The 21498-nt window shown below is 64.3% G+C and carries 21 protein-coding genes and 2 tRNA genes; 11 read left to right on the top strand and 12 right to left on the bottom strand.

The window, feature by feature from the left end; all coding sequences use genetic code 11:
- Window positions 1-350 precede the first annotated feature (350 nt).
- Both mfd and CG51_RS10430 read right to left on the bottom strand, forming a co-directional pair.
- Window positions 351-3881: a transcription-repair coupling factor gene (gene mfd / locus CG51_RS10435; RefSeq protein WP_084695143.1), complete on the bottom strand. Its 3531-nt coding sequence runs from the start codon at window positions 3879-3881 to the stop codon at window positions 351-353.
- Between the two features lie 41 nt (window positions 3882-3922).
- Window positions 3923-4453: a component of SufBCD complex gene (locus CG51_RS10430; protein WP_143412848.1), complete on the bottom strand. Its 531-nt coding sequence runs from the start codon at window positions 4451-4453 to the stop codon at window positions 3923-3925.
- A gap of 118 nt (window positions 4454-4571) precedes the next feature.
- Between CG51_RS10430 and hemB the strand changes: the two genes are divergently transcribed.
- The 3 genes from hemB to CG51_RS20730 all read left to right on the top strand — a co-directional run bounded on the left by hemB (window position 4572) and on the right by CG51_RS20730 (window position 6715).
- On the top strand, window positions 4572-5576 hold the full coding sequence (gene hemB / locus CG51_RS10425) for a porphobilinogen synthase (RefSeq protein ID WP_035744698.1): 1005 nt from the start codon (window positions 4572-4574) through the stop codon (window positions 5574-5576).
- 187 nt (window positions 5577-5763) lie between these two features.
- On the top strand, window positions 5764-6327 hold the full coding sequence (locus CG51_RS10420) for a lipid-binding SYLF domain-containing protein (RefSeq protein WP_035744697.1): 564 nt from the start codon (window positions 5764-5766) through the stop codon (window positions 6325-6327).
- Window positions 6328-6541: 214 nt separating this feature from the next.
- Window positions 6542-6715, top strand: coding sequence for a YqhA family protein (locus tag CG51_RS20730; RefSeq protein WP_244901155.1), 174 nt, complete (start codon window positions 6542-6544; stop codon window positions 6713-6715).
- A 188-nt stretch (window positions 6716-6903) separates the two neighbouring features.
- On the opposite strand, the gene adhP is transcribed toward CG51_RS20730, so the two are convergent.
- From adhP to CG51_RS10390, 5 genes are all read right to left on the bottom strand, one after another.
- On the bottom strand, window positions 6904-7929 hold the full coding sequence (gene adhP / locus CG51_RS10410; RefSeq protein WP_035744695.1) for an alcohol dehydrogenase AdhP: 1026 nt from the start codon (window positions 7927-7929) through the stop codon (window positions 6904-6906).
- A 228-nt stretch (window positions 7930-8157) separates the two neighbouring features.
- Window positions 8158-9681 carry an aldehyde dehydrogenase gene (gene adh, locus CG51_RS10405; protein WP_035744692.1) on the bottom strand — a complete coding sequence of 508 codons (1524 nt, stop codon included), beginning with the start codon at window positions 9679-9681 and terminating at the stop codon, window positions 8158-8160.
- A gap of 137 nt (window positions 9682-9818) precedes the next feature.
- On the bottom strand, window positions 9819-10778 hold the full coding sequence (locus CG51_RS10400; RefSeq protein WP_035744689.1) for a GAF domain-containing protein: 960 nt from the start codon (window positions 10776-10778) through the stop codon (window positions 9819-9821).
- 114 nt (window positions 10779-10892) lie between these two features.
- Window positions 10893-11672 (bottom strand): RlmE family RNA methyltransferase, encoded by a 780-nt coding sequence (locus tag CG51_RS10395; protein ID WP_035744686.1) that lies wholly within the window; start codon window positions 11670-11672, stop codon window positions 10893-10895.
- 11 nt (window positions 11673-11683) lie between these two features.
- Window positions 11684-12790: a Ppx/GppA phosphatase family protein gene (locus CG51_RS10390; RefSeq protein WP_035707995.1), complete on the bottom strand. Its 1107-nt coding sequence runs from the start codon at window positions 12788-12790 to the stop codon at window positions 11684-11686.
- A gap of 127 nt (window positions 12791-12917) precedes the next feature.
- Between CG51_RS10390 and CG51_RS10385 the strand changes: the two genes are divergently transcribed.
- Together CG51_RS10385 and CG51_RS10380 are read left to right on the top strand one after the other, a co-directional pair.
- Window positions 12918-13325 carry a universal stress protein gene (locus tag CG51_RS10385; protein ID WP_035744680.1) on the top strand — a complete coding sequence of 136 codons (408 nt, stop codon included), beginning with the start codon at window positions 12918-12920 and terminating at the stop codon, window positions 13323-13325.
- 2 nt (window positions 13326-13327) lie between these two features.
- Complete coding sequence (locus tag CG51_RS10380; protein WP_035744678.1) at window positions 13328-14500, top strand: pyridoxal phosphate-dependent aminotransferase; 1173 nt, start codon at window positions 13328-13330, stop codon at window positions 14498-14500.
- Window positions 14501-14556: 56 nt separating this feature from the next.
- Here the strand turns inward: CG51_RS10380 and CG51_RS10375 are convergent, their stop codons facing one another.
- The 4 genes from CG51_RS10375 to purM form a co-directional block, all read right to left on the bottom strand.
- Entirely contained in the window at window positions 14557-15165 is a 609-nt protein-coding gene (locus tag CG51_RS10375) for an outer membrane protein (protein WP_035744675.1), read from the bottom strand.
- Window positions 15166-15452: 287 nt separating this feature from the next.
- The gene (gene rnd / locus CG51_RS10370) at window positions 15453-16640 is read right to left on the bottom strand and encodes a ribonuclease D (RefSeq protein ID WP_035744674.1); all 1188 of its coding nucleotides are present in this window, start codon (window positions 16638-16640) and stop codon (window positions 15453-15455) included.
- An 82-nt stretch (window positions 16641-16722) separates the two neighbouring features.
- On the bottom strand, window positions 16723-17331 hold the full coding sequence (gene purN / locus CG51_RS10365) for a phosphoribosylglycinamide formyltransferase (protein ID WP_035744673.1): 609 nt from the start codon (window positions 17329-17331) through the stop codon (window positions 16723-16725).
- Window positions 17328-18383: a phosphoribosylformylglycinamidine cyclo-ligase gene (purM, locus tag CG51_RS10360; protein WP_035744672.1), complete on the bottom strand. Its 1056-nt coding sequence runs from the start codon at window positions 18381-18383 to the stop codon at window positions 17328-17330. The genes purN and purM overlap by 4 nt, the downstream gene beginning before the upstream one ends.
- Before the next feature lie 138 nt (window positions 18384-18521).
- On the opposite strand from purM, the gene CG51_RS10355 reads away from it, so the two are divergent.
- The 3 genes from CG51_RS10355 (at window position 18522) to CG51_RS20045 (ending at window position 19275) form a co-directional block, all read left to right on the top strand.
- Window positions 18522-18884, top strand: coding sequence for a hypothetical protein (locus CG51_RS10355; RefSeq protein WP_035744671.1), 363 nt, complete (start codon window positions 18522-18524; stop codon window positions 18882-18884).
- A gap of 73 nt (window positions 18885-18957) precedes the next feature.
- A tRNA-Ile gene (locus CG51_RS10350) sits at window positions 18958-19033 on the top strand.
- 23 nt (window positions 19034-19056) lie between these two features.
- Window positions 19057-19275, top strand: coding sequence for a hypothetical protein (locus CG51_RS20045; RefSeq protein ID WP_143413000.1), 219 nt, complete (start codon window positions 19057-19059; stop codon window positions 19273-19275).
- Here CG51_RS20045 and CG51_RS10345 read toward each other — a convergent pair.
- Window positions 19265-19339, bottom strand: a tRNA-Thr gene (locus tag CG51_RS10345). The genes CG51_RS20045 and CG51_RS10345 overlap by 11 nt on opposite strands.
- A gap of 117 nt (window positions 19340-19456) precedes the next feature.
- Here CG51_RS10345 and CG51_RS10340 point away from each other — a divergent pair.
- The 3 genes from CG51_RS10340 to CG51_RS10330 are packed head-to-tail and all read left to right on the top strand — an operon-like array spanning window position 19457 to window position 21416.
- A complete protein-coding gene (locus tag CG51_RS10340) occupies window positions 19457-19642 on the top strand; it encodes a hypothetical protein (RefSeq protein ID WP_035744669.1) in 186 nt (61 codons plus the stop codon).
- Between the two features lie 8 nt (window positions 19643-19650).
- Complete coding sequence (gene murA, locus CG51_RS10335; RefSeq protein WP_035744667.1) at window positions 19651-20943, top strand: UDP-N-acetylglucosamine 1-carboxyvinyltransferase; 1293 nt, start codon at window positions 19651-19653, stop codon at window positions 20941-20943.
- Window positions 20940-21416, top strand: coding sequence for a DUF2948 family protein (locus CG51_RS10330; protein ID WP_035744666.1), 477 nt, complete (start codon window positions 20940-20942; stop codon window positions 21414-21416). Before murA ends, CG51_RS10330 begins: the two co-directional genes overlap by 4 nt.
- The last annotated feature ends 82 nt before the right edge of the window (window positions 21417-21498 follow it).

The following is a 21498-nucleotide window of genomic DNA, read 5'->3' as shown; positions in this document are numbered from 1 at the left end:
GGTCGAGGCAGCGGCAGTTGCGGGATACTCTCTGGTATCCACCGATTGAGACCCGAGCGGCTATCAGCAAGCGGGCCGCATCAGGTGTATTGCCAGCATGTCTTCGATTTCCGGAAGAACTTGACCCTCAGACAGGGCGCGGCGCCGACTAACGCGCCCGGCCGCACCGGAACGGGGCAAGCTCGCGCCGCTCCTGACCGGATCACATGAAAAGCGGTTGGCCGAGCCTGCGACTTTTCCCGCGAACCGATAACGGTCCAAAGAGTTCTTCCGCGGCAGCGCTGGCCGACGGGGCTCGACGCCCCCGAGGCCAGCCCTCCCCTCGCCGTTGCGGGGGGACCGCGACGGCTTCACCGGCGGCGTGGTGCCGGAGCGGTCTTCCCAGCGGATTGGCCACCCGGCGCAGGTGGCGTATCGGGCCGTTTGCGCGCCCTCTCCCCATCGACGACCTTCTGGGCCAAGTCGCGGGCGATGGCGAAAGCGCCCTTGATCTTGTCGCCCTCCTTCGACCAGTCGCGCAGGATGACCACCTTGTTGTCTTTGATCCGGGCAGCATTTCCCTCGGCATGCAGGAACTCCACCAGCCCGGCGGGATTGGCGAACTTGTCCTTGTGGAACTGCACGGTACACCCCTTCGGCCCACCGTCCAGCCGGGCGATTCCCGCACGTTTGCAAAGCGCCTTGATCCGCACGATGAGCAAGAGTGTGTTGACCTCCTTCGGCAGCGGCCCGAACCGGTCGATCAACTCGGCTGCGAATCCCTCCAATTCCACCTTTGTCGTCAGCGTGGAGAGTCGCCGGTACAGGCCGAGGCGCACGTCGAGATCCGGCACATAGTCCTCCGGAATCAGCACGGGCACGCCAAGGTTGATCTGCGGCGACCAGTCGCCGTCGTCTGTCAGCCCGTCGATCTCGCCGGAGCGGAGCTTCTGGATCGTTTCTTCGAGCATGGACTGGTAGAGTTCATAGCCCACTTCCTTGATGTGGCCCGACTGCTCCTCTCCCAGCAGGTTGCCTGCCCCCCGCAGGTCCAGATCCTGGCTCGCCAGCGTGAAGCCCGCGCCGAGGCTGTCCAGCGACCCGAGCAGCCGCAGCCGCTTCTGCGCCGCCGGCGTCAGCGGCGCGCGGGGTTTCGTCGTCAGGAAGCAATAGGCCCGCGTCTTGGAGCGGCCGACCCGTCCGCGGATCTGGTAAAGCTGGGCCAGCCCGAACATGTCCGCCCGATGCACGACCATCGTGTTGGCGGTCGGAATATCCAGGCCTGATTCGACAATGGTGGTGGCCAGCAGAACATCCGCCTTGCCGTCGTAGAAATCGTTCATCCGCTGGTCGAGATCGCCCGCCGCAAGCTGTCCGTGGGCGACGATATAGCTCACCTCCGGCACGTGCTCTTTCAGGAACGTCTCCATATCCGGCAGGTCGGCGATACGGGGAACCACGATGAAGGACTGCCCGCCGCGATAGCGTTCGCGCAGCAGCGCCTCCCGGATCGTCACCCCGTCGAACTCCGACACGTAGGTGCGGATGGCCAGCCGGTCCACCGGCGGGGTGCCGATGATCGACAGGTCGCGCACCCCCGTGAGCGACAGTTGCAGCGTGCGCGGGATCGGCGTCGCGGTGAGCGTCAGGACGTGGACGTCCGTCCGCATCTCCTTCAGCCGCTCCTTGTGGGAGACGCCGAAATGCTGCTCCTCGTCGATGACCATGAGGCCGAGGTTCTTGAACCGGACCCCCTTGGCAAGCAGCGCATGGGTGCCGACGACGATGTCGATCGTCCCGTCTGCCATCCCCTCCCGCGTTTTCGCCGCTTCCTTGGCGGGGACGAACCGCGACAACTGTCGCACCGTGACAGGGAAGCCGCGGAAGCGGTCGGCAAAGCTGCGGTAATGCTGACGGGCGAGCAGCGTGGTGGGGCAGATCACCGCAACCTGACCACCGCCCAGTACCGCGGCAAACGCGGCCCGGATCGCCACCTCCGTCTTGCCGAAGCCCACATCGCCCACCACCAGCCGGTCCATCGGCACCCCGGCCTCCAGATCGTGCATCACATCGGCGATGGCGGAGAGCTGATCCTCCGTCTCCTGATAGGGGAAGCGCGCCTCGAAGCTTTCCCAGATGCCATGCGGCGGGTCATAGACGGGGGCGGAACGCAGGTGGCGCTCGGCGGCGATGCGCATGAGCTTTTCGGCGATCTGGCGGATACGCTCCTTCAGCTTCGCCTTCTTGGCCTGCCAGGCGCCACCGCCCAGCTTGTCGAGCAAACCGTCCTCATGCCCGTAGCGGGAGAGGAGTTCGATGTTTTCCACCGGCAGGAACAGCCGATCGCCGCCCGCATATTCGAGCGCGATGCATTCATGCGGCGCCCCCATCGCGGTGATGGTCTCCAGCCCGGTGTAGCGCCCGACGCCATGCTCCACATGCACGACCAGATCGCCGGGCGAAAGCGACTGCGCTTCCGACAGGAAGTTCTCCGCCTTCCGCTTGCGCTTCGGGCGGCCCACCATGCGGTCGCCCAGCACATCCTGCTCGGAGATGACGGTGAGACCCGGGGCCTCGAACCCCTGTGCCAACGGCCAGACGGCAAGGAACAGCCCGCCCTTGCCCTCCGGGACGTCGCGGATATCCTCCACCTCGCGGGAGGCGGTCAGGCCCTGATCCTCCAGCAGCCCTTTCAGCCTCTCCCGCGGGCCTTCGGAGAAGGAGGCGATGACGACCTGGCTGTCCTTGCGTTTCGCCCGCACGTGATCGGCCAGCGCGCCGAACAGGCTCACGCTTTCCTGTTGCCGTTCGGGGGCGAAGTTCCGGCCCACGCGCCCGCCAGCATCCACCACGCCCGGCCCCGGCGCCTGCGGCAGCGGCGAGAGCTGCACGACGCGGTGACCCGCTACTGCCGCCTCCCATGCGGCATCATCCAGATAGAGCAATCCCGGCGGACAGGGCTTGTAGACCGAGTCCGTCCGCCCCTTCTGCACCATCGCCTCGCGCCGGGCATCATAGGCGTCGTCCACCGCTTCCCACCGGGCGAGCCGCGTGGACGTCGCCTGATCGTCGAGCATCACGCCCGCATCCGGCAGGTAGTCGAAGATCGTTTCCAGCCGCTCATGGAAGAACGGCAGCCAGTGCTCCATCCCCTGATGCCGCCGCCCGGCGCTCACCGCCTCATAAAGCGGATCGTCGGACCCGCCCGCACCGAATTCCAGCCGATAATTCTGCCGGAACCGGGTGATGGAAGCATCGTCCAGCACCACCTCCGACATGGGAGCAAGCGCGATACGGTCGAGTTTGTCGGTAGTCCGCTGAGTCGCCGGGTCGAAGCGGCGCGCGCTTTCCAGAACGTCACCGAAGAAATCGAGCCGTATCGGCCCGCTGTCCCCCGGCGGGAAGATATCAACGATGCCGCCCCGCACCGCGAAATCTCCAGCTTCCGTCACCGTGGGACTCTGGGTGAAACCCATGCGGGCGAGGTAGGCCCGCAGGCCCATCTCGTCCACCCGCTGCCCCACCTTGGCGCTGAAGGAGGCATCGCGCAGCAGGTCGCGCATCGGCAACCGCTGCGTCGCCGCGTTGAGCGTGGTGAGCAGGACGAAATTACCCGGAACACCCCGCGCCAGTGCCGCCAGCGTCGCCATGCGCGCTGCCGTCACCTCTGGATTGGGAGAAACACGGTCATATGGCAGGCAGTCCCATGCGGGCAGATCGAGCACCGGCAGGCCGGGAGCAAAGAAGGACAGCGCGCGGCGCATCTCCTCCATCCGCCGGCCGTCGCGGGCGACGTGGATTACCGGACGCTTCTGCTTTTCGACTTCACGGGCGAGCAGACGTGCGTCAAAACCCTCCGGCGCACCGCCGAGCGTGACTGTCTGGCCTTTGGGGCGGGTCATATCATCCATTTTCGGGTGAGGTAATCACGCATACAGCGAAGTCAACTGCCAAGGGCCGACACCGTCAGGTTCCGCCACATTCCCCAGAGCGCCGTGGCAAGAATGAACACGATCCCCAGGCACTGGACGCGAAAGCGCTGCCAGAAAAGCACGGAGCGCAGGGTCTCCCCCACCAGCCCGCGCGCCAGGATCTTCTCCGCCGTCCACAGTTCCAGCCCGCGTACCAGCGTCAGCGGCAGAATGAGGAGGAACAAGGCCTGTCCCAGTTCGATCCCGTAACCCCAGCCCGCGATCATCAGCGAGGAAAGCAGAAAGAACACAGCCGCTACGGCCAGCAGCCCGAAGGCCGCATGACGCCGCGCCAGCCGGAGCGCGGAGAGCCGCGAGACCTCCTCAAGCTCTGCCATGCTGCCAGGCCGGTCGGCATGGGCGGCAGCGATGACATCCACCGGCACCCCGGCCACCCGCTGCCCGAGGAGAAACCACATCACGGCAAGCATCACCCAGAACCACAGGCTGGAGAATGACCGGACGTCTATCAGTCCGGCCAGCATTGAATACCAGTTCAGCACGTCGTTTGGTCTCGCCTCTCGCCTGTTGCAGCACCGTATCGCTGCGTTGCCGCGAATCCTACCCTTGAGATGGACGGTTCTCCGTGGCAGGCAAGGCCCAGTCAGAAGGAGAGCCGTCATGCCAGCCACCCTCGCCGCCTATCCCGCCACGCGCCTGCGCCGGCTTCGCCGCTCCGCACAGATCCGGTCCCTGGCGCAGGAAAACACGCTGGTGGTCGGCGACCTGATCTGGCCGATCTTTCTGCGCGACGGCTACGATGTAGCGGAACCCATCGCCTCCATGCCGGGGGTGGCGCGGCTCTCCATCGACCGCGCCGTGCGGGCGGCGGAAGAGGCGGCAACGCTTGGCATTCCGGCACTGTGCCTCTTTCCCCACACCGATGCCGATCGCCGCACCGAAACCTGCGAGGAAGCGTGGAGCGACGAGAACCTCGTCAACCGCGCGATCCGGGCGATCAAGGCGGAGGTGCCGGAAATCGCCATCATGACGGATATCGCGCTCGACCCCTACAATGCCAACGGGCACGACGGCTTTGTAAAGGACGGTGTCATCGTCAACGACGAGACGATCGAAGCGCTGGTGAAGATGGCGCTGGCGCAGGCGGATGCCGGGGCGGATATCCTCGGCCCGTCCGACATGATGGATGGCCGGATCGGGGCGATGCGGGCGGCGCTGGAGGCCGCAGGCCATCAGGACGTGGCGATTCTGTCCTATTCCGCGAAATACGCCTCGGCCTTCTACGGCCCGTTCCGTGATGCGGTTGGGGCTTCGGGGCAGCTGGTGGGCGACAAGAAGACCTACCAGATGAACCCCGCCAATGCGGAGGAGGCGCTCCGCCTTGTCGAACGGGACCTGGCAGAGGGCGCGGACATGGTGATGGTGAAGCCGGGTATGCCCTACCTGGACATCTGCCGCCGCGTCCGCGACCGTTTCGGCGTACCGACCTTCGCCTATCAGGTGTCGGGGGAATACGCGATGCTGGAGGGCGCGATCCGCAACGGCTGGCTGGACGGCGACAAGGTGGTGGTGGAGAGCCTGATGGCCTTCAAGCGCGCGGGCTGCCACGGCATATTGACCTACTTCGCCCCGCGGGTCGCGCGCCTGCTCGCGCCGAGCTTCTGACGGGGGAATGAACGCAATCGGCGGTCCTGCCCTGACGGGGATTTGATTCCTCCTGACCCCAGCCCATACGGCAGCAGGGGTGACAAGACCTGTCTCGCAGGATAGCCTCCCGGCCCAACCGGAGCGCCGCATTTGCGACGGGCCGACACAAGCAACGCCGGTCAACGGTTCTCTAAAAGGGCAGCAGATGGTCCAGATTTCCCGCAGGGGCTTCTTCATCGCAACGGGCGGCGCGGCGCTTGGTCTAACGGCAGCCTGCGGGAACGGGGTGGGCACGGCCAATGCCCAACGCATCGACGCTCGCGTGGATGCGACGCGCGACTTCCTATTCAGCCGCTATCCCGGCACGGTCGATCTTGCCGCCAAGGCGCAGGGTGTGCTCTACATCCCGCTGATGACGGAGGCGGGCTTCGGCTTCGGCGGCGCTTATGGTCAGGGCGCGCTTCGCATCAACGACGTGACGGTGGACTATTACTCCGCCACCAAGGTGTCGGCCGGACTGCAGATCGGCGCACAGCAATATGCCCACGCCCTGTTTTTCATGACGGAGCAGTCGCTCGGCCAGTTCCGCGCCGGAGAGGGCTGGGCTGCTGGCGCGGACCTCAAATACGCGGTTTTCGATCAGGGCGGCAACCTCGGCCTCGACACGACGACGGCGCTGGCGCCGGTCATCGCGCTGGTCTTCGGACAGGCTGGGCTGCTGGTCGGCGCGACCCTCGCAGGCACGAAATACACTCGCATCATCCCCTGAACCTTCGGAATTCCTGACGGCGACGGGGCGGCTCGGGCATCGGACAGGAGCCGGTCCCAAACCGAAGGCCTGTGAGGTATGGAAGAGCTTATCGACGCGGTCTGTTCGCCAGCCGCTGGCTGATGGTGCCGATGTATATCGGTCTGGTCGGTGCCCTGCTGCTGCTTCTGTGGGGATTTCTGAAGAACTCATCGGCCGGATCACTCAGTATGACGTGATCCTTGGGACTCTGGTGCTGACCGACCTGACGCTGCCCGGGAACCTGGTCCTGATCGTGATCTTCTCGGGCTACGGGAACTTTGTCTCCAAGATGAACATGGATGGTCATGAGGACCGTCACGAACGGCAGGGACGGTTGATCTCTCGGGCCTCAAGCCGAAGCTCATAGCCTCCATCGTGGCGATCTCGGGCTGCTCAAAGTGTTCATGGATGTCACCTCAACCTCACCCGAGCAGATCCGCTGGATGGTCGTCATCCACCTCGTCTTCGTGATGTCCGGCGTTCTTCTGGCGCTGATGGACTGGCTCACCTGAAGGCCAAGCCGAATAAGTGAGGGGGCCTTCCGGCCCCCCCTCCTCACGCGAAGTCGAGCACCACACGCCCCTCGATCTGCCCCTTTTCCATCCGGGAAAAGACGTCGTTCACCTCCTCCAGCTTCGCAGTGGAAGTATGGGCGTGCACAAGCCCGCGGCCTGCGAAATCCAGAGATTCCGCAAGATCCAGCCGGGTTCCCACGATGGAGCCGCGCACGGTGATGCCCTCCAGCACCATATCGAAGATCGGCAGCGGGAAATCACCCGGCGGCAGGCCGTTCAGCGCGATGGTGCCGCCACGCCGCGCGAATTTCAGTGCCTGCTCGAACGCCTTCGGCGACACGGCTGTCACAAGAACGCCATGTGCCCCGCCGATTTCCTTCTTGATGGCGGCCACGGGATCGGTGGTCTTTGCGTTGACCGTTACTTCTGCCCCCAATTCGCGGGCGAGTTTCAGCTTGGAGTCGTCGATATCGACCGCGGCGACATGCAGCCCCATCGCCTTGGCATATTGTACGGCCATGTGGCCCAGCCCGCCGATGCCGGAAATCACCACCCATTCGCCCGGGCGCGTGTCGGTCATCTTCAGGCCCTTGTAGACCGTCACCCCCGCGCAGAGCACAGGCGCGATATCCACGAAGCCCACCTCCTTCGGCAGATGGCCAAGATAGTTCGGATCGGCCAGCACATATTCCGCAAAACCGCCGTTCACCGAATAACCGGTGTTCTGCTGCAACTCGCACAGCGTCTCCCAGCCGCCCAGACAATGCTCGCAATGGCCGCAGGCCGTGTAGAGCCACGGCACGCCAACCCGGTCCCCCTCCTTCACGGCCGTCACGCCCTTGCCGACCCCGACCACGTAGCCGACGCCCTCGTGCCCCGGGATGAATGGCGGCTTGGGTTTTACCGGCCAGTCGCCATGCGCGGCGTGAAGATCGGTATGGCAGACGCCACAAGCCTCTATCTTCACCAGAACCGTGCCCGGCGCGACCTCCGGCACCTTCGCTTCCTCGATGACAAGCGGCTTGCCGAACTCCCGCACGACGGCGGCTTTCATGGTCTTCTGCATGATATCTCCTTTGGCAGTAAAAACCTCCACGCCGTGGGGGACACGGAGGCGTCTCAGTTTGGGAAACCGGGGGCGGACGGGCGCACATGGAAGGCGGCCCGTCCGCAGCGCCGGTCAAGGTGTGGAGGGGAAGGCACCCGGACCGGAACCCTCCTCAGGCAGCGGACCAAGCTGGTCCGCTCTGACTGGAGGAACAGGCTCCCGGCCACGCCGGAAGCCCGAAGGGGATCAGAAGAAACCGAGCTTGCTGGCGCTGTAGCTCACCAGCATGTTCTTGGTCTCCTGATAATGGTCGAGCATCATCTTGTGCGTTTCGCGCCCGATGCCGGACTGCTTGTAGCCGCCAAAGGCCGCGCCCGCCGGGTATACGTGGTAGCAGTTCGTCCACACCCGGCCCGCCTGGATCGCGCGCCCCATGCGATAGGCGGTGTTCCCGTCGCGGCTCCATACGCCCGCACCCAGACCATAGACCGTGTCGTTTGCGATCTCGATCGCCTCATCCGCAGTCTTGAACGTGGTGACGGACACGACGGGGCCGAAGATCTCCTCTTGGAAGACCCGCATCTTGTTGTTGCCCTCAAAGACCGTCGGCTGGATGTAGTAGCCGCTGGACAGATCACCGCCGAGCTTGGCCGCTTCGCCGCCCGTCAGCACCTTCGCGCCCTCGCGCTTGCCGATGTCGAGATAGCCCATGATCTTTTCGTACTGCTCGGCCGAAGCCTGCGCCCCGATCATGGTGGAGGGGTTCAGCGGGTCGTCCTGCGTGATCGCCTGAACACGCTTCAGCGCCTTCTCCATGAAGCGGTCGTAGATGGACTCGTGCACCAGAGCGCGGGACGGACAGGTGCAGACTTCCCCCTGGTTCAGCGCGAAGAAGGCAAAGCCCTCCAGCGCCTTGTCAAGAAAACCGTCGTCCTCGTCCATCACGTCGGCAAAGAAGATGTTGGGCGACTTGCCCCCCAGTTCCAGCGTGATGTTGGTCACGTTCTGCGCGGCATAGCCCATGATGAGCTTACCGACCTCGGTGGAGCCGGTGAAGGCGATCTTGGCGATGCGCGGGTTTTCCGCGAGCGGCTTGCCCGCCTCCGTCCCCAGCCCGTTGACGATGTTGACCACGCCCGGAGGCAGCAGATCGCCGATGATCTCGAACAGCACCATGATGGAGGCGGGTGTCTGCTCTGCCGGCTTCAGCACCACGCAGTTTCCGGCGGCCAGCGCCGGGGCAAGTTTCCATGCACCCATCAAGATCGGGAAGTTCCACGGGATGATCTGGCCGACAACGCCCAGCGGCTCGTGGAAGTGGTAGGCGACGGTGTCATTGTCGATCTGGGAGATCGTGCCTTCCTGCGCCCGGATGCAGCCCGCGAAGTAGCGGAAGTGATCCGCCGTCAGCGGAATGTCTGCGGCCATCGTCTCACGCAGCGGCTTGCCGTTGTCCCAGGTCTCGGCTGTGGCGATGGTCTCAAGGTTCTGCTCGATCCGCTCGGCGATCTTCAGCAGGATATTGGACCGTTCGGTGGGAGAGGTCCGGCCCCACGCATCCTTCGCCTTGTGCGCGGCATCGAGGGCCGCTTCGATATCCTTGCCGTCCGACCGGGCAACCTCGCAGACAACCTTGCCGGTCATCGGCGAGATGTTCTCCATGTAGCGGCCCGACTTCGGCGCGACCCACTCGCCACCGATATAATTCTCATAGCGCTTCTTGAACGGAGACTTGTGATGCTGCTCCGAATGGGTCTGGGTGTCTGCCATGATTTCCTCCTTTTCGTCGGCCCCTCCTCGGGCCGTCTGAAGGAGAGTTTAGACATTCGGATGCGCTATGAAGCCCCCGCCGGGACATGCTGCGCCTGCAAGTGTCTCACCCGCGATACAGTTGCGCGGCGAAGTCCTCAGGAAACCTGCACGCCGAATTGCTTCATCTTGCGATAGAAGGTCGCGCGTCCGATGCCCAGTTCCCGCGCGGCGGCAGATACATTGCCCCCTGCGCGGTGCAATGCCCGCAACATCTCCGACCGTGCGGCCTCGTCCAGCCCGCCGGGGCTGTCCTCCCCCAGAATGTCGCTGGCGGGGCGCCGGGCAAGGATGTCATCCTCCGTCAGGCCAAAGCTCCGCCGCGCCGCGCGCGTCGCGCCCAGAATCAGGTCATCCCGGTCGACCGCGAACAGGACCGGGCCGGTGGTGTCACGCCCCTCCAGCGTCAGGATCCGGGCAGTGGCGAAGGCTGCCCGAAACAGCTCGCGCTCTATCCGCCGCGCGGCATCGATGACGGCCAGAGAAACGAGCCGCGCATGGCCCTCCGTCAGGTCCCCCCGGACAGAGGAAACGTCGATCACGGCGGTAAGTTGCCCTTCCGGGCCGAAGACGGGCGCACCCATGCAGGAGAGCTGCGTATGGGTAGCACGGAAATGCTGACCGCGATGGATGATGACGGGGCGCCGTTCTGCAAGGCAGGTACCGATCCCGTTCGTCCCCTCCTCCGACTCGCTCCAGTTGGCGCCCGCCACCAGACCCGCGCCGGAGAACCATGCCTGATCCGAACTGCGGGTACGATCATCGATCACCAGCCCGTCGCCATCGGTCAACAACACCGCGCAACCCGCATCGAGAGCGGCCCCCGCCAGACGGTCCAGCACCGGTGCGGCGATCCGCAGAAGCGGGCCGACACGCTCCCTCCGATGACGGAGCGCTGCGTTTTCCAGACGACCCACCGCATGACTTTCCGCCGGGTCCAGCTTGTGATGAACGAGGGAGCGGCGCCAGGACGCCGCGACCGGAGACCGGGCGGCATCGCCCGATGCGGCGACCGCCATCACGTTCTCCACATGTCCCCTCTCGAATTGCGAGAACATTCCAGCCTCCCCTCTGTCCTGTCTCCACAAGGAAGGATGGCTCAGTCGGGACCATGTAGCAATAAACTTGTCGTCAACCGAAACGTGAACGGGAAGCGCTCGCCCCGATCGGGGTTATTCTTCCCCCGCCGCGTCCCTCTCCGCCTCTCCAATGCCCGCTTCGCCGAGATCCTCCGAGCGTCGCGACGCGCCGCGAAAACCCGTGGCCACGACAAATTTCTCGGAACTGTCGGAGCGGCTGGCCGGAGGCTTCACATGGGCGACCTTGCGGAAGTTCTGCTTCAGCAACTGCTGCAGTTCCGCTTCCGCCCCGCCGGCAAGGACCTTGGCAACGAAAGTGCCGCCCTCCTCCAGCACGTCGAAGGCGAAATAGGCTGCGGCTTCGCACAGCGCCATGATGCGGAGGTGATCGGTCTGCTTGTGCCCGGATGAGGCAGCCGCCATGTCAGACATGACCACATCCGCCTTGCCCCCAAGCCAACCCCTCACCGCGTCGTCCGCCCCATCGGAAAGGAAATCAAGCTGGTGCAGCTCCGCCCCGGCAATGGGCTCCACCTCCTGCAGATCGACGCCGAGAACGGTGCCCTGCTTCTTTCCCCCGCGATCCCCGAGCGCGTTCACCCGCGCAACCGCCACTTGGCTCCACCCGCCCGGCGCACAGCCGAGGTCCACCACGCGCGCACCGGGCACGAGGAAGTGGAACTTGTCGTCCAGCTCCAGTATCTTGAACGCCGCACGCCCGCGATAGCCTTCCCGCCGGGCCCGCTGCACATAAGGGTCGTTCAACTGCCGCTCCAGCCAGCGGGTGGAGGAGAGCTTGCGCCCCTTGGCGGTCTTGACGCGAACGCGAAGCTCGCGCTGGCCACGGCCGGATGTTCCCTTTTCCGTCGTCATATTCTTCCTCGTCAGAAACCGTCCGTCAGCACGCCATCGGCCGACATCTGGGCATAGAGCAACCCTTCCCTAAGACCGCGATCCGCGACAGACAGCCTGTCTGTCGGCCAGACGCGCATCAGCGCCTGCAGGATGGCGGAACCGGACATGATGAGCGCGTGGCGGTCGCGACCGATGCGCGGATCCGCCCGCCGCCCCTCGGGGCCGAGCGTCAGGTAATTGCGAATGACCGAATCGATCTGGGCGGAGGTCATCCTCAACCCATCGACCTTGTTCCTGTCATACCGTCGCAGCCCCAAGAAAGACGCGGCAACCGTCGTGACCGTGCCGGACGTGCCGATAATCTGGAACCCCGCGCGCGGATTTTCTGCATTATAGGGAGAAAAGCTCGCCAGGTTCTCCTCAAAATGCCAGCTCATCAACGCGAAGCGGGCGGCATCGTCTTCCACATCCTCGAACTGGTCGCGGAGCGTCGCCACACCGAGCGGCACGGAAATCCAGTCCACCACCTTGGCAGCCGGTCCGCGCTGTGGAGCATTGAACCCCCGGTGAAGCCGCATGATGGCGGCTGGCCTGTCGGCTCGCGGCACCTGCGACAGGTCGATCCAGACAAGCTCCGTCGAGCCGCCGCCGATATCCACGACCAGCAACTGCTCCGTCCGGTGGGACACGAGCGGCGCGCAGGAGATGACGGCAAGCCGCGCCTCCTCCTCCGGCGGGATGATTTCTAGGCTTAGACCCGTTTCCGCCCGGATCTGTCGCAGAAGCTCCCGCCCGTTGCGGGCACGCCGGCAGGCCTCCGTCGCAACCAGTCGCATCTTGCGGACGCGGTGTGTCTCCAGCTTGCGCTGACAGATGCGCATCGCCTGAACGGTACGCGCCATTGAGGCACGCGACAACCGGCCGGAGGCTTCAAGCCCCATGCCCAGCTGAACCGCTTTCGAAAAGCTGTCGATGACATGGAACTGGTTGCCGCGCGGTTCGGCCACCAGCATCCGACAGCTGTTGGTTCCAAGGTCGAGCGCGGCATAAAGCTCGCCCGTCTCGGGGGTCTTGGCGGCGGTCGGTTCGACCTCTACAGGGATCGCGCCCGCAGCCTGTGGACGCATGGGCGTCATTTTACGCCCTCCGGGTAACGTGTTGCGTCCAAGCTAATCACTGGCAGCCCCCTCCGCAAGCATGAGCTTCCGCTAGCGGGTCCGCCGGGGCGCTGTTAGCATCGCCTTCATCCTGTTGGAGGAAGACATGTACAAATCCATTCTCGTCGCCATTGCCCTCGATCACGGAGATGCCGCAAAGGCGCTGCTGGACCGGGCGAAGCAGCTTCTGGAACCCGGCGGCACCATCCGTGCGGTAAACGTGGTCGAGCCAATACCCGCCTATGTCACGGCCGAAATCCCGCCCGACCTGTTCATGAACCAGAGCGGCCGCGCCGAGAAGGACATGCACGACCTGCTCGCGGGCTATGAAGGCGTCGTGCCGGAGATCCGCGTGGGCGGCGCGGCGGCAGAGATCATGGCCGCAGCGGAGGAACATGGCTCCGACCTCATCATGATCGCATCCCACAAGCCGGGTTTCAGCACTTACTTCATCGGCTCGACCGCGGCACGCGTCGTGCGCCATGCACAGTGCTCGGTGCTTGTCAGCCGCTGACCATGAGGATTTCCCCAAGGATTGAGGCGATCACCGCCGCCGGTTCCGACGGCTGGGAGATCTACTACCGCACGCGAGAGCTTCTCGCGCGCGGGGAGCGGGTGCTGTCGCTCACGATAGGAGAGCATGACACCAAGACCGACCCGGTGATTCTGGAGGCAATGCATCAAAGCACGCGCGCCGGAAACACCGGCTATGCCTTCGGACCGGGCAATCCCGAGTTGCGGGCGGAGGTGGCCGCGCGGGTCGCCGCGCGGACGGGCGTCCCCACGGGGCCGGAGAACGTCATCATCACGCCCGGCGGTCAGGCCGCGCTCTTTGCTGCGCATATGGCGCTTCTGGACAAAGGGGATCGCGCGTTGCACGCCGATCCCTACTACGCCACCTACCCCGGCACGATCAGGGCGGCAGGCGGCGTTCCGGTGGCAGTCCCGACCCGCTCCCGCGACGCCTTCCAGCCGACAGCGGAGGCCATCCTTGCACGGGCGGACGGCGCAAGGACGCTGCTCATCAACACGCCGAACAACCCCACCGGCGTCGTCTATGATCGGCCCACGCTAGAAGGAATCGCCCATGCCGTCACGGATGCCGATCTGTGGCTGATTTCGGACGAGGTCTATGACACCCAGATCTGGGAGGGCGAGCATATCTCGCCCCGCGCGCTTCCAGCGATTCGGGAGCGGGTGCTGGTGGTCGGCTCGATGTCAAAAAGCCATGCGATGACCGGCTCCCGGCTGGGCTGGGTGGTGGCAGAGCCGGAGGTGATCGAGGCGCTGGCAGTGCTCGCCACCAACACGACCTATGGCGTTGCCCCCTTCGTGCAGGATGCCGCACTCCACGCGCTGCGTCTTGGGCCGGAATTCGAATCGCGGATCGCGGAGCCGTTCCGCAGACGCAGAGACATCGCCACGCGCCTCATAGCAGGTCAGAACGTGGTGCGACTCGTCCCCTCCTCAGGCGCGATGTATCTGATGCTGGACATCCGTGCGACCGGCCTTTCAGGCAACGACTTTGCCGGGCGGCTTCTGGATGAGGAGCGTATCGCCGTCATGCCGGGAGAAAGCTTCGGTGCGGCGGGAGCAGGGCATCTGCGGGTCGCGATGACGATTCCCGATCCGGCCTTCGAGGAGGCGCTCAGGCGGCTTCTGGCGTTTGCCATGCGTATCGCCGCGTGACCCAGAAATAAAAAAGGCGGGCACAAGGCCCGCCTTTTCCGTTCGATCCGTAAGGATCAGAACTTGTAGGACAGCTTCGCTTTCAGCGTGTAGCCGTCGATGTCTACACGGCTGCCGTCGAAGTCGCTGTAGTCGTGGTAGAGAGCTTCCACGCCCACGACCCAGTTGGTGTCGTAGAGGTAGTCCGCGCCCACACCGGCAACCCAGCCGTTGTCCTTGTAGTCTTCACGACCGACCGTGAACTCGGTGCGCGACCAGCCGGCGGTGCCGTAGAACAGCCAGTTGGCGGGAGCGTAGCCGACTTTCAGTTTGGCGGCATAGCTGTCGCCTTGGTCGATGCTGCTACGGTCGGCATTGGTGCCGCTCACGTCGGAGAAGTCATAGGTGAGTTCACCACCGACGACCCAGCCATTGTTGAAGCCGTAGTTGTAACCGGCGTGCAGACCGTAGATGGCGCCGTCGGAGTCACCCCAGCCACGACCGGCCGAGAAATCGCCGTAGCCAACTTGAGCACCGCCGTAGAAGCCGGTCCACGGGGAAGCGATGGGTGCCACATAGGTGACGGGAGCCGGCGCCGGCTCGATAACCGGGGCGACAATGTTGCCAGCGAAGGCCGCCGGGGCGGCGACGGCGCTAACCAGAGCTGCAAGAGCAAGTTTTTTCATAAGATATACTCCATCTCCTCGAACCGCGCTGAGGCGGCGTCCGACCGGGTTTATGTCCGACCGTTGACGTGCCATCTATCGCCGCCGAAAGCGGTTTCAAAGGGGGGCTCACGCGAGCGTGAGTATTTTCTCTGAAGTGACGGATTTCCAAGCGTTTATTTGGCCGTTTTTGGCTCAGAATCGCTCACTTTTGCCAATTTTAGTAACAAACTGCGACAGGCCGATGTATATCAGTCACAGTTCCATGAAATTACGATGACGCCTAGCAAAAAATCTTGCGCAAGACGTCATTCTTTCAAGGGAATGACCCTGACATTCTGTCCGCGAGCCGTCAGCGCGACTTCCCCACGGCATAGCCGAAGGGCGTCTTCGCCGAAGACTTCGTTTCGCCAACCCTTGAGTGCTGGCACATCGCGACGCCCGGCCGCAATCGCATCGAGATCGGTCGCGGTCGCAATGAGCTTCTGCGCGACGCCGGCATCTTCTGCCTTGGCCTTCACCAGAACCCGAAGCAGATCGGCCAGCGCTGGATTGACGTTGAGCTGCTCCCGACTCTCCTCGACATGAGGAAGGTCTTCTGGCTTTCGCGCCAGCCCCTGACGCACCGAAGCCAGAATTCCCTCAGCCACCTCGCCCCGCCGCGCTTCGCGCTGCAACAGCCGGGAGCGGCCCAGTTCTTCGGCAGTCGTCGGTTTAGTGGAGGCGAGTTCCAGAAGCGCGTCATCCTTGTAAACACGCGATCTGGGAACATTGTGGCTCTGGGCATATTCCTCCCGGAATCGCGCAAGCTCGCGGACGACGGCAAGGAAACGGCCCGAATTCGTCCGGGTCTTGACCCGCTGCCAAGCCTCCTCCGGCCGCACCACATAGGTTTCTGGATCGAGGAGAACGGCGATTTCCTCCTCCACCCATTTCTGCCGACCAGTATCGGCAAGCTGGCGCGCCAGCACCTCATAGATAACCCGGAGGTGGGTCACATCCGCGATCGCATAAGTCTTTTGCGCAGGCGTCAGCGGGCGGCGCGACCAGTCGGTGAAGCGGGAGGTCTTATCAAGCGACTCGTGCGCGATCTTGCGCACCAGAGTCTCGTAGGCGACCTGCTCGCCAAAGCCACAGACCATCGCAGCGACCTGCGTATCGAACAGCGGTCTCGGCAGAACATTGCCCTGAACGAAGAATATCTCCAGATCCTGCCGCGCGGCGTGAAACACCTTCACGATAGTCTCGTCACGGAAAAGATCGTAAAGCGGCTCCATGGATACTTCGCCCGCGATGGGGTCTACCAGCACCGCCTCCCCGGTCTTCCCGGGTAGCGCCAGCTGCACGAGGCAGAGCTTCGAATAATACGTTCGCTCGCGCAGGAATTCCGTGTCGATGGCGATATAGGGTTGCCCCTTCGCCCGGTCGCAGAAAGCGGCCAGCTCTTCGGAAGTGGTGAGTGTCTTTACTGTGGTTTCGGGCAAGGACTCTGCCATCGCGGAAATTTGACTGTCCCGTCATAGGGAAAAGCCGGCGGAAAGAAAAGTCCCGGAAACATTTATGCTTGAGCGACGGCGGTCAGAGCCTTTCCGACGTCTCCGCCAGCATTATCGGAGAGCGGTCGCCCCCCGCATAACGCCGCAGCACCGCCGGGTAGAGAATGTGCTCCTGTCCCAGGACACGGCCCGCCAGCACCTCCGGCGTATCGCCGGGCAGAACGGGAACGCGCGCCTGACCAAGTATCGGGCCGTTATCCAGCACAGCCGTCACTTCATGCACCGTGCAACCTGCTTCCTGATCTCCCGCCGCAATGGCGCGCGCATGGGTGTGCAGACCGGGATACTTCGGCAGGAGGGAGGGATGGATATTGAGCATCCGCCCCTCGAACCGCGCCACGAAGTCGGGTGTCAGCACCCGCATGAAACCGGCCAGACAGAGGATATCCGGCTCCGCCGCAAGAATAGGCCGGAGCAGTTCCGCCTCGAATGCCGACCGGTCTCCCCTGAAAGGCCGGTGATCCACGGCAGCCGTGGGCACGCCGAGCTCCGCCGCACGCAGCAGTCCCTGTGCTCCCGGATCGTTGGAGGCGACCAGCACGGGCCGCGCCGGGTGATCCCCCGTCATGCTGCGGACAAGAGCCACCATATTGGACCCCCCGCCAGACACGAGGATCACGACCCGTTTCACGCCAGCGCGCCCCGATAGCTCACGCCCTCGCCCGCGGTGACCGTGCCGAGATGGAAGACCGTCTCTCCTTCCCTCTCCAACAGCGCGGTCAAAGCCTCCGCCCGGTCGGCGTCCACGGCGAGGATCATGCCGATGCCGCTGTTGAAGGTGCGCAGAAGCTCCTCCCGCTCCATGCCGGATACGTCCGACAGCCAGCGGAACACCGGCGGCAATGCCCAGGCGGAAAGGTCGATCTCCGCCCCCAGACCTTCGGGCAGAACGCGGGGCAGATTTTCGGTGATGCCGCCGCCGGTGATATGCGCGGCGGCATGAAGACCGCCCGCCTTCCGCGCCGCAAGAACCTGCTTCACATAGAGACGCGTCGGGGTCAGCAGGGCATCACCGAGTGTCCCCTCGCCAAACGGCGACGGGGCATCCCAACCCAGCCCTGACATCTCCACCACACGGCGGACCAGCGAGTAGCCGTTCGAATGCACACCGGAAGAAGCGAGACCGAGCAGGACATCGCCCTCTCTCACCCCCTGCGGCAGGTCATCGCCCCGCTCCATCGCTCCCACAGCGAAACCCGCAAGATCGAAATCGCCGCCGTGATACATCCCCGGCATCTCCGCCGTCTCACCGCCGATCAGCGCGCAACCGGAGGCGGCGCAGCCTTCGGCGATGCCTTCGATGATGCGGGTCGCAGCTTCCAGCTCCAGCTTTCCTGTCGCGAAATAGTCGAGAAAGAACAGCGGCTCAGCCCCTTGGCAGACCAGATCGTTCACGCACATTGCGACGAGGTCGATACCGATCGTGTCCACCCGGCCCGTGTCGATGGCGATGCGAAGCTTGGTGCCCACGCCATCCGTCGCCGCGACCAGAATGGGGTCGCTGTAGCCCGCGCCCTTCAGGTCGAACAACGCGCCGAACCCACCCAGCCCCGCCACTGTGCCGGGCCTGTTGGTGCGTTTCGCAGCCGGCTTGATCCGCTCGACGAGCGCGTTTCCAGCGGCGATATCCACGCCTGCCTCAGCATAGGTGAGACCGTTCCGCTTCTGCGGGTCTATGGTCATCTGCGCCTCCGAGATTCGTCCGCGCGACCGATAGACGATACGCGGGCTTTCCACAACGCTTTCGGCTCAGTTGAGGGTTGCGGGAACCGGGAAGCGTCCGGGCGGGTTTGTCAGCAGCAACTTTTTTCGGAGGATAAGATGATCCTGAATGGAAAATCCGCTGTTCTTGGCGCCCTGCTGGCGCTCGGCCTGAGTGGTGCCGCCTTCGCGCAGAACACGAGCCAGAATGCCGTTTCCGCCGCTGACAGCGCGGCTCCCGGCCCCTACGCGGGTTGGCCGGTTCTTTCAAAGGAAGGAATTCCGGTCGGTCGCGTGACCTATTCGCCGGAAGCCGTGGACGGCAAGCTTCCCTTCATCGTGGTCTATGGGGAAGACGGCTCGAGCTTCCGCGTTACCAACGGTGTGGAAATGATCGGGCCGGATTCGATCGTGCTCACGCTCTCCAAGGCGGTGATCGACAGCTCCGCCAGCGGGAACTTCCGCAACATCGTCGTGCAATGAACGGGTGGAGGGCTCGTGAGAGCCCTCCTTCCCCCTTGACCCCGACGGGCGTCCCACCTAGGCAGAGCATGGCGGGCCTGTAGCTCAATGGTTAGAGCAGGGCGCTCATAACGCCTTGGTTGGGGGTTCGAGTCCCTCCGGGCCTACCACCCGCCTCCAGTCCCTGAGATCCTTGGTCACCGGACCTGTAGGTCATATATCACTTCCTGCCGCCCTGCCAAATTTCAAGCGCCAATCAGAAGTCCGCCCGGCATGGCTTGAGCACAAAGAACCTGCGGCCCGCTCGATCACGGCCATGATTGAGCAGGATAGCGTCGACATCGGTCGCATCAGCCCTGCGCTGTGGTTCAAGATCGCTATGAAAATTCAGGCAAATTTAATGGTGCTGTGAGAGAGGATTGAACTCTCGACCTCTCCCTTACCAAGGGAGTGCTCTACCACTGAGCTACCACAGCGAACCGATCCGGGGGAATGTTTGGCTTCCCGGGGTGGACGCCGGCTGATTAGTCGGAAATCCGCAGGGGTGCAAGGCCAAACTGGACGGATTGCGACGCCTGCGATACAGACGGCACATGACCCGGCAAAACAGTGGCAAAGGCGGCGGAAAGGCCGCTACGGAACGCGAGGAGCGACTGCGCGCGGCGCTCAGGGCAAACCTTGCCCGGCGCAAGGCTCAGGCCCGCGCGCGCGCTGCGTCGGAAACGGAAAACCCGCAGGACGCGGACAGCGACCAAACCGGCACAGACCGGCAGGAATGAGGCGAGCAATGGATTCGATCCTGATCACTGGCGGGACACCGCTGAATGGCGCCATTCCTATCGCGGGGGCAAAGAACGCTTGCCTTACGTTGATGCCGGCGACGCTGCTGTCGGATGAGCCGCTGACGCTCACCAACGCGCCGCGGCTCTCGGACATACACACGATGACGACGCTGCTGCAATCGCTGGGCGCGGAAGTGACCCGGTTGCAGGGCGGGCAGGTTCTGGCGCTCTCCTCCCACGACATCACAAACCTTACCGCGGATTATGAGATCGTGCGCAAGATGCGTGCCTCCATTCTCGTACTCGGGCCGCTGGTGGCGCGGTATGGGCAGGCTGTTGTGTCCCTGCCGGGGGGATGTGCCATCGGGGCGCGGCCTGTCGATCTGCATCTGAAGGCGTTGGAGGCCCTTGGAGCGACCCTCGATCTGAGGGACGGCTATGTCCATGCTGAAGCACGGAACGGGCTGAAGGGCGCGCGGATCGATTTTCCGCTCGTATCCGTAGGCGCTACCGAGAATGCGCTGCTGGCGGCCACTCTGGCGCGCGGCACGACGGTCATCACCAATGCGGCGCGCGAGCCGGAGATCGTTGACCTGGTCCATTGCCTGCGGCGCATGGGCGCGCGGATCGAGGGCGAGGGCACATCGACCCTGACGATAGAAGGTGTGGACCGCCTCTCGGGCGCGACCCATCCCGTGGTGACGGACCGGATCGAACTCGGCACCTACATGCTCGCACCGGCGATTACCGGCGGCACGGTGGAACTGATCGGCGGACGGCTCGACCTTGTCGCCTCCTTTGCGGAGAAGCTGGACGCGGCGGGGATCGAGGTGCAGGAAACCCAGCGCGGTTTGAAGGTGTCCCGCAAGAACGGCCGCGCGCGCGCCGTGGATGTCACGACAGAGCCCTTCCCCGGCTTTCCCACGGACCTTCAGGCCCAGATGATGGCTCTCCTCTGCACGGCAGAGGGGACGAGCGTGCTGGAGGAACGGATCTTTGAGAATCGGTTCATGCATGCCCCGGAGCTTTCGCGGATGGGCGCGCGTATTTCCGTTCACGGCGGCACCGCGACAGTCACGGGGGTAGAGCGCCTGCGCGGCGCCCCGGTGATGGCGACCGATCTGCGCGCCTCCGTCTCTCTGATCCTTGCCGCTCTCGGCGCCGAAGGGGAGACGGTGGTCAGCCGAGTCTATCATCTCGACAGGGGGTATGAGCGGGTGGAAGAGAAACTGCGCGCCTGCGGCGCCCGAATCGAACGAATTACCGGAGAACTCCGTCGTGACGAGGCCGCGGAATGACCGACGCCCGATTTGAAGACGGCGCGCCGCGTCAGCCGCTGAACCTTGTCGCTGTGGATGGCGATGACGTGACGGTCATCTCGGCGCTGTTGCAGGATTCGGTTCTGCCCGTAACAGAGATGCGCTGGCAGCCTGCGCAGCGCCGCTTCGCGCTGCTTGCCAACCGTTTCCGCTGGGAAGATGCGGCGACCGCAGAGCAGCGCAGCGCACCCGAGCGGGTGCAGAGCCTCCTCATCATCGAGGATGCGCTCCGGGTATCGACACAGGGGTTGGATCGCGGGGACAGGGATGTCGTCCTCTCCCTTCTCACGCTTGCATTCGAGCCGGCCGAGGATGGAGCAGGACGGATCACCCTGACCTTCGCCGGTGACGGGGCCATCGCAATCGATGTGGAATGTGTCAATCTGCGCCTGCGCGACGTGACGCGACCCTATCTCGCACCGTCCCGGACAGTGCCGCGCCACGTGGATTGACCCGCCGGACTGCCGCGTGGCTGCATCGCGCAGAGCGTTCTGGGCCTGAGCAGTTCCGCAAGAGCCCCAGCAGGCGCCGCGC

The sequence above is a fragment of the Haematobacter missouriensis genome (assembly GCF_000740775.1).
Taxonomy (GTDB): domain Bacteria; phylum Pseudomonadota; class Alphaproteobacteria; order Rhodobacterales; family Rhodobacteraceae; genus Haematobacter; species Haematobacter missouriensis.
This window is presented reverse-complemented; position numbering and strand designations above follow the sequence as displayed.

Coding starts and splice junctions, on each gene's coding strand:
- CG51_RS10340 (WP_035744669.1), top strand. CDS start 19,457: ATGACCCGGCAAAACAGTGGCAAAGGCGGCGGAAAGGCCGCTACGGAA.
- CG51_RS10330 (WP_035744666.1), top strand. CDS start 20,940: ATGACCGACGCCCGATTTGAAGACGGCGCGCCGCGTCAGCCGCTGAAC.
- CG51_RS10385 (WP_035744680.1), top strand. CDS start 12,918: ATGTACAAATCCATTCTCGTCGCCATTGCCCTCGATCACGGAGATGCC.
- adhP (WP_035744695.1), bottom strand. CDS start 7,929: ATGCAGAAGACCATGAAAGCCGCCGTCGTGCGGGAGTTCGGCAAGCCG.
- CG51_RS10420 (WP_035744697.1), top strand. CDS start 5,764: ATGGTCCAGATTTCCCGCAGGGGCTTCTTCATCGCAACGGGCGGCGCG.
- CG51_RS10395 (WP_035744686.1), bottom strand. CDS start 11,672: ATGACGACGGAAAAGGGAACATCCGGCCGTGGCCAGCGCGAGCTTCGC.
- adh (WP_035744692.1), bottom strand. CDS start 9,681: ATGGCAGACACCCAGACCCATTCGGAGCAGCATCACAAGTCTCCGTTC.
- mfd (WP_084695143.1), bottom strand. CDS start 3,881: ATGACCCGCCCCAAAGGCCAGACAGTCACGCTCGGCGGTGCGCCGGAG.
- purM (WP_035744672.1), bottom strand. CDS start 18,383: ATGACCATAGACCCGCAGAAGCGGAACGGTCTCACCTATGCTGAGGCA.
- CG51_RS10400 (WP_035744689.1), bottom strand. CDS start 10,778: ATGTTCTCGCAATTCGAGAGGGGACATGTGGAGAACGTGATGGCGGTC.
- CG51_RS10375 (WP_035744675.1), bottom strand. CDS start 15,165: ATGAAAAAACTTGCTCTTGCAGCTCTGGTTAGCGCCGTCGCCGCCCCG.
- CG51_RS10355 (WP_035744671.1), top strand. CDS start 18,522: ATGATCCTGAATGGAAAATCCGCTGTTCTTGGCGCCCTGCTGGCGCTC.
- CG51_RS10380 (WP_035744678.1), top strand. CDS start 13,328: ATGAGGATTTCCCCAAGGATTGAGGCGATCACCGCCGCCGGTTCCGAC.
- CG51_RS10390 (WP_035707995.1), bottom strand. CDS start 12,790: ATGACGCCCATGCGTCCACAGGCTGCGGGCGCGATCCCTGTAGAGGTC.
- rnd (WP_035744674.1), bottom strand. CDS start 16,640: ATGGCAGAGTCCTTGCCCGAAACCACAGTAAAGACACTCACCACTTCC.
- hemB (WP_035744698.1), top strand. CDS start 4,572: ATGCCAGCCACCCTCGCCGCCTATCCCGCCACGCGCCTGCGCCGGCTT.
- murA (WP_035744667.1), top strand. CDS start 19,651: ATGGATTCGATCCTGATCACTGGCGGGACACCGCTGAATGGCGCCATT.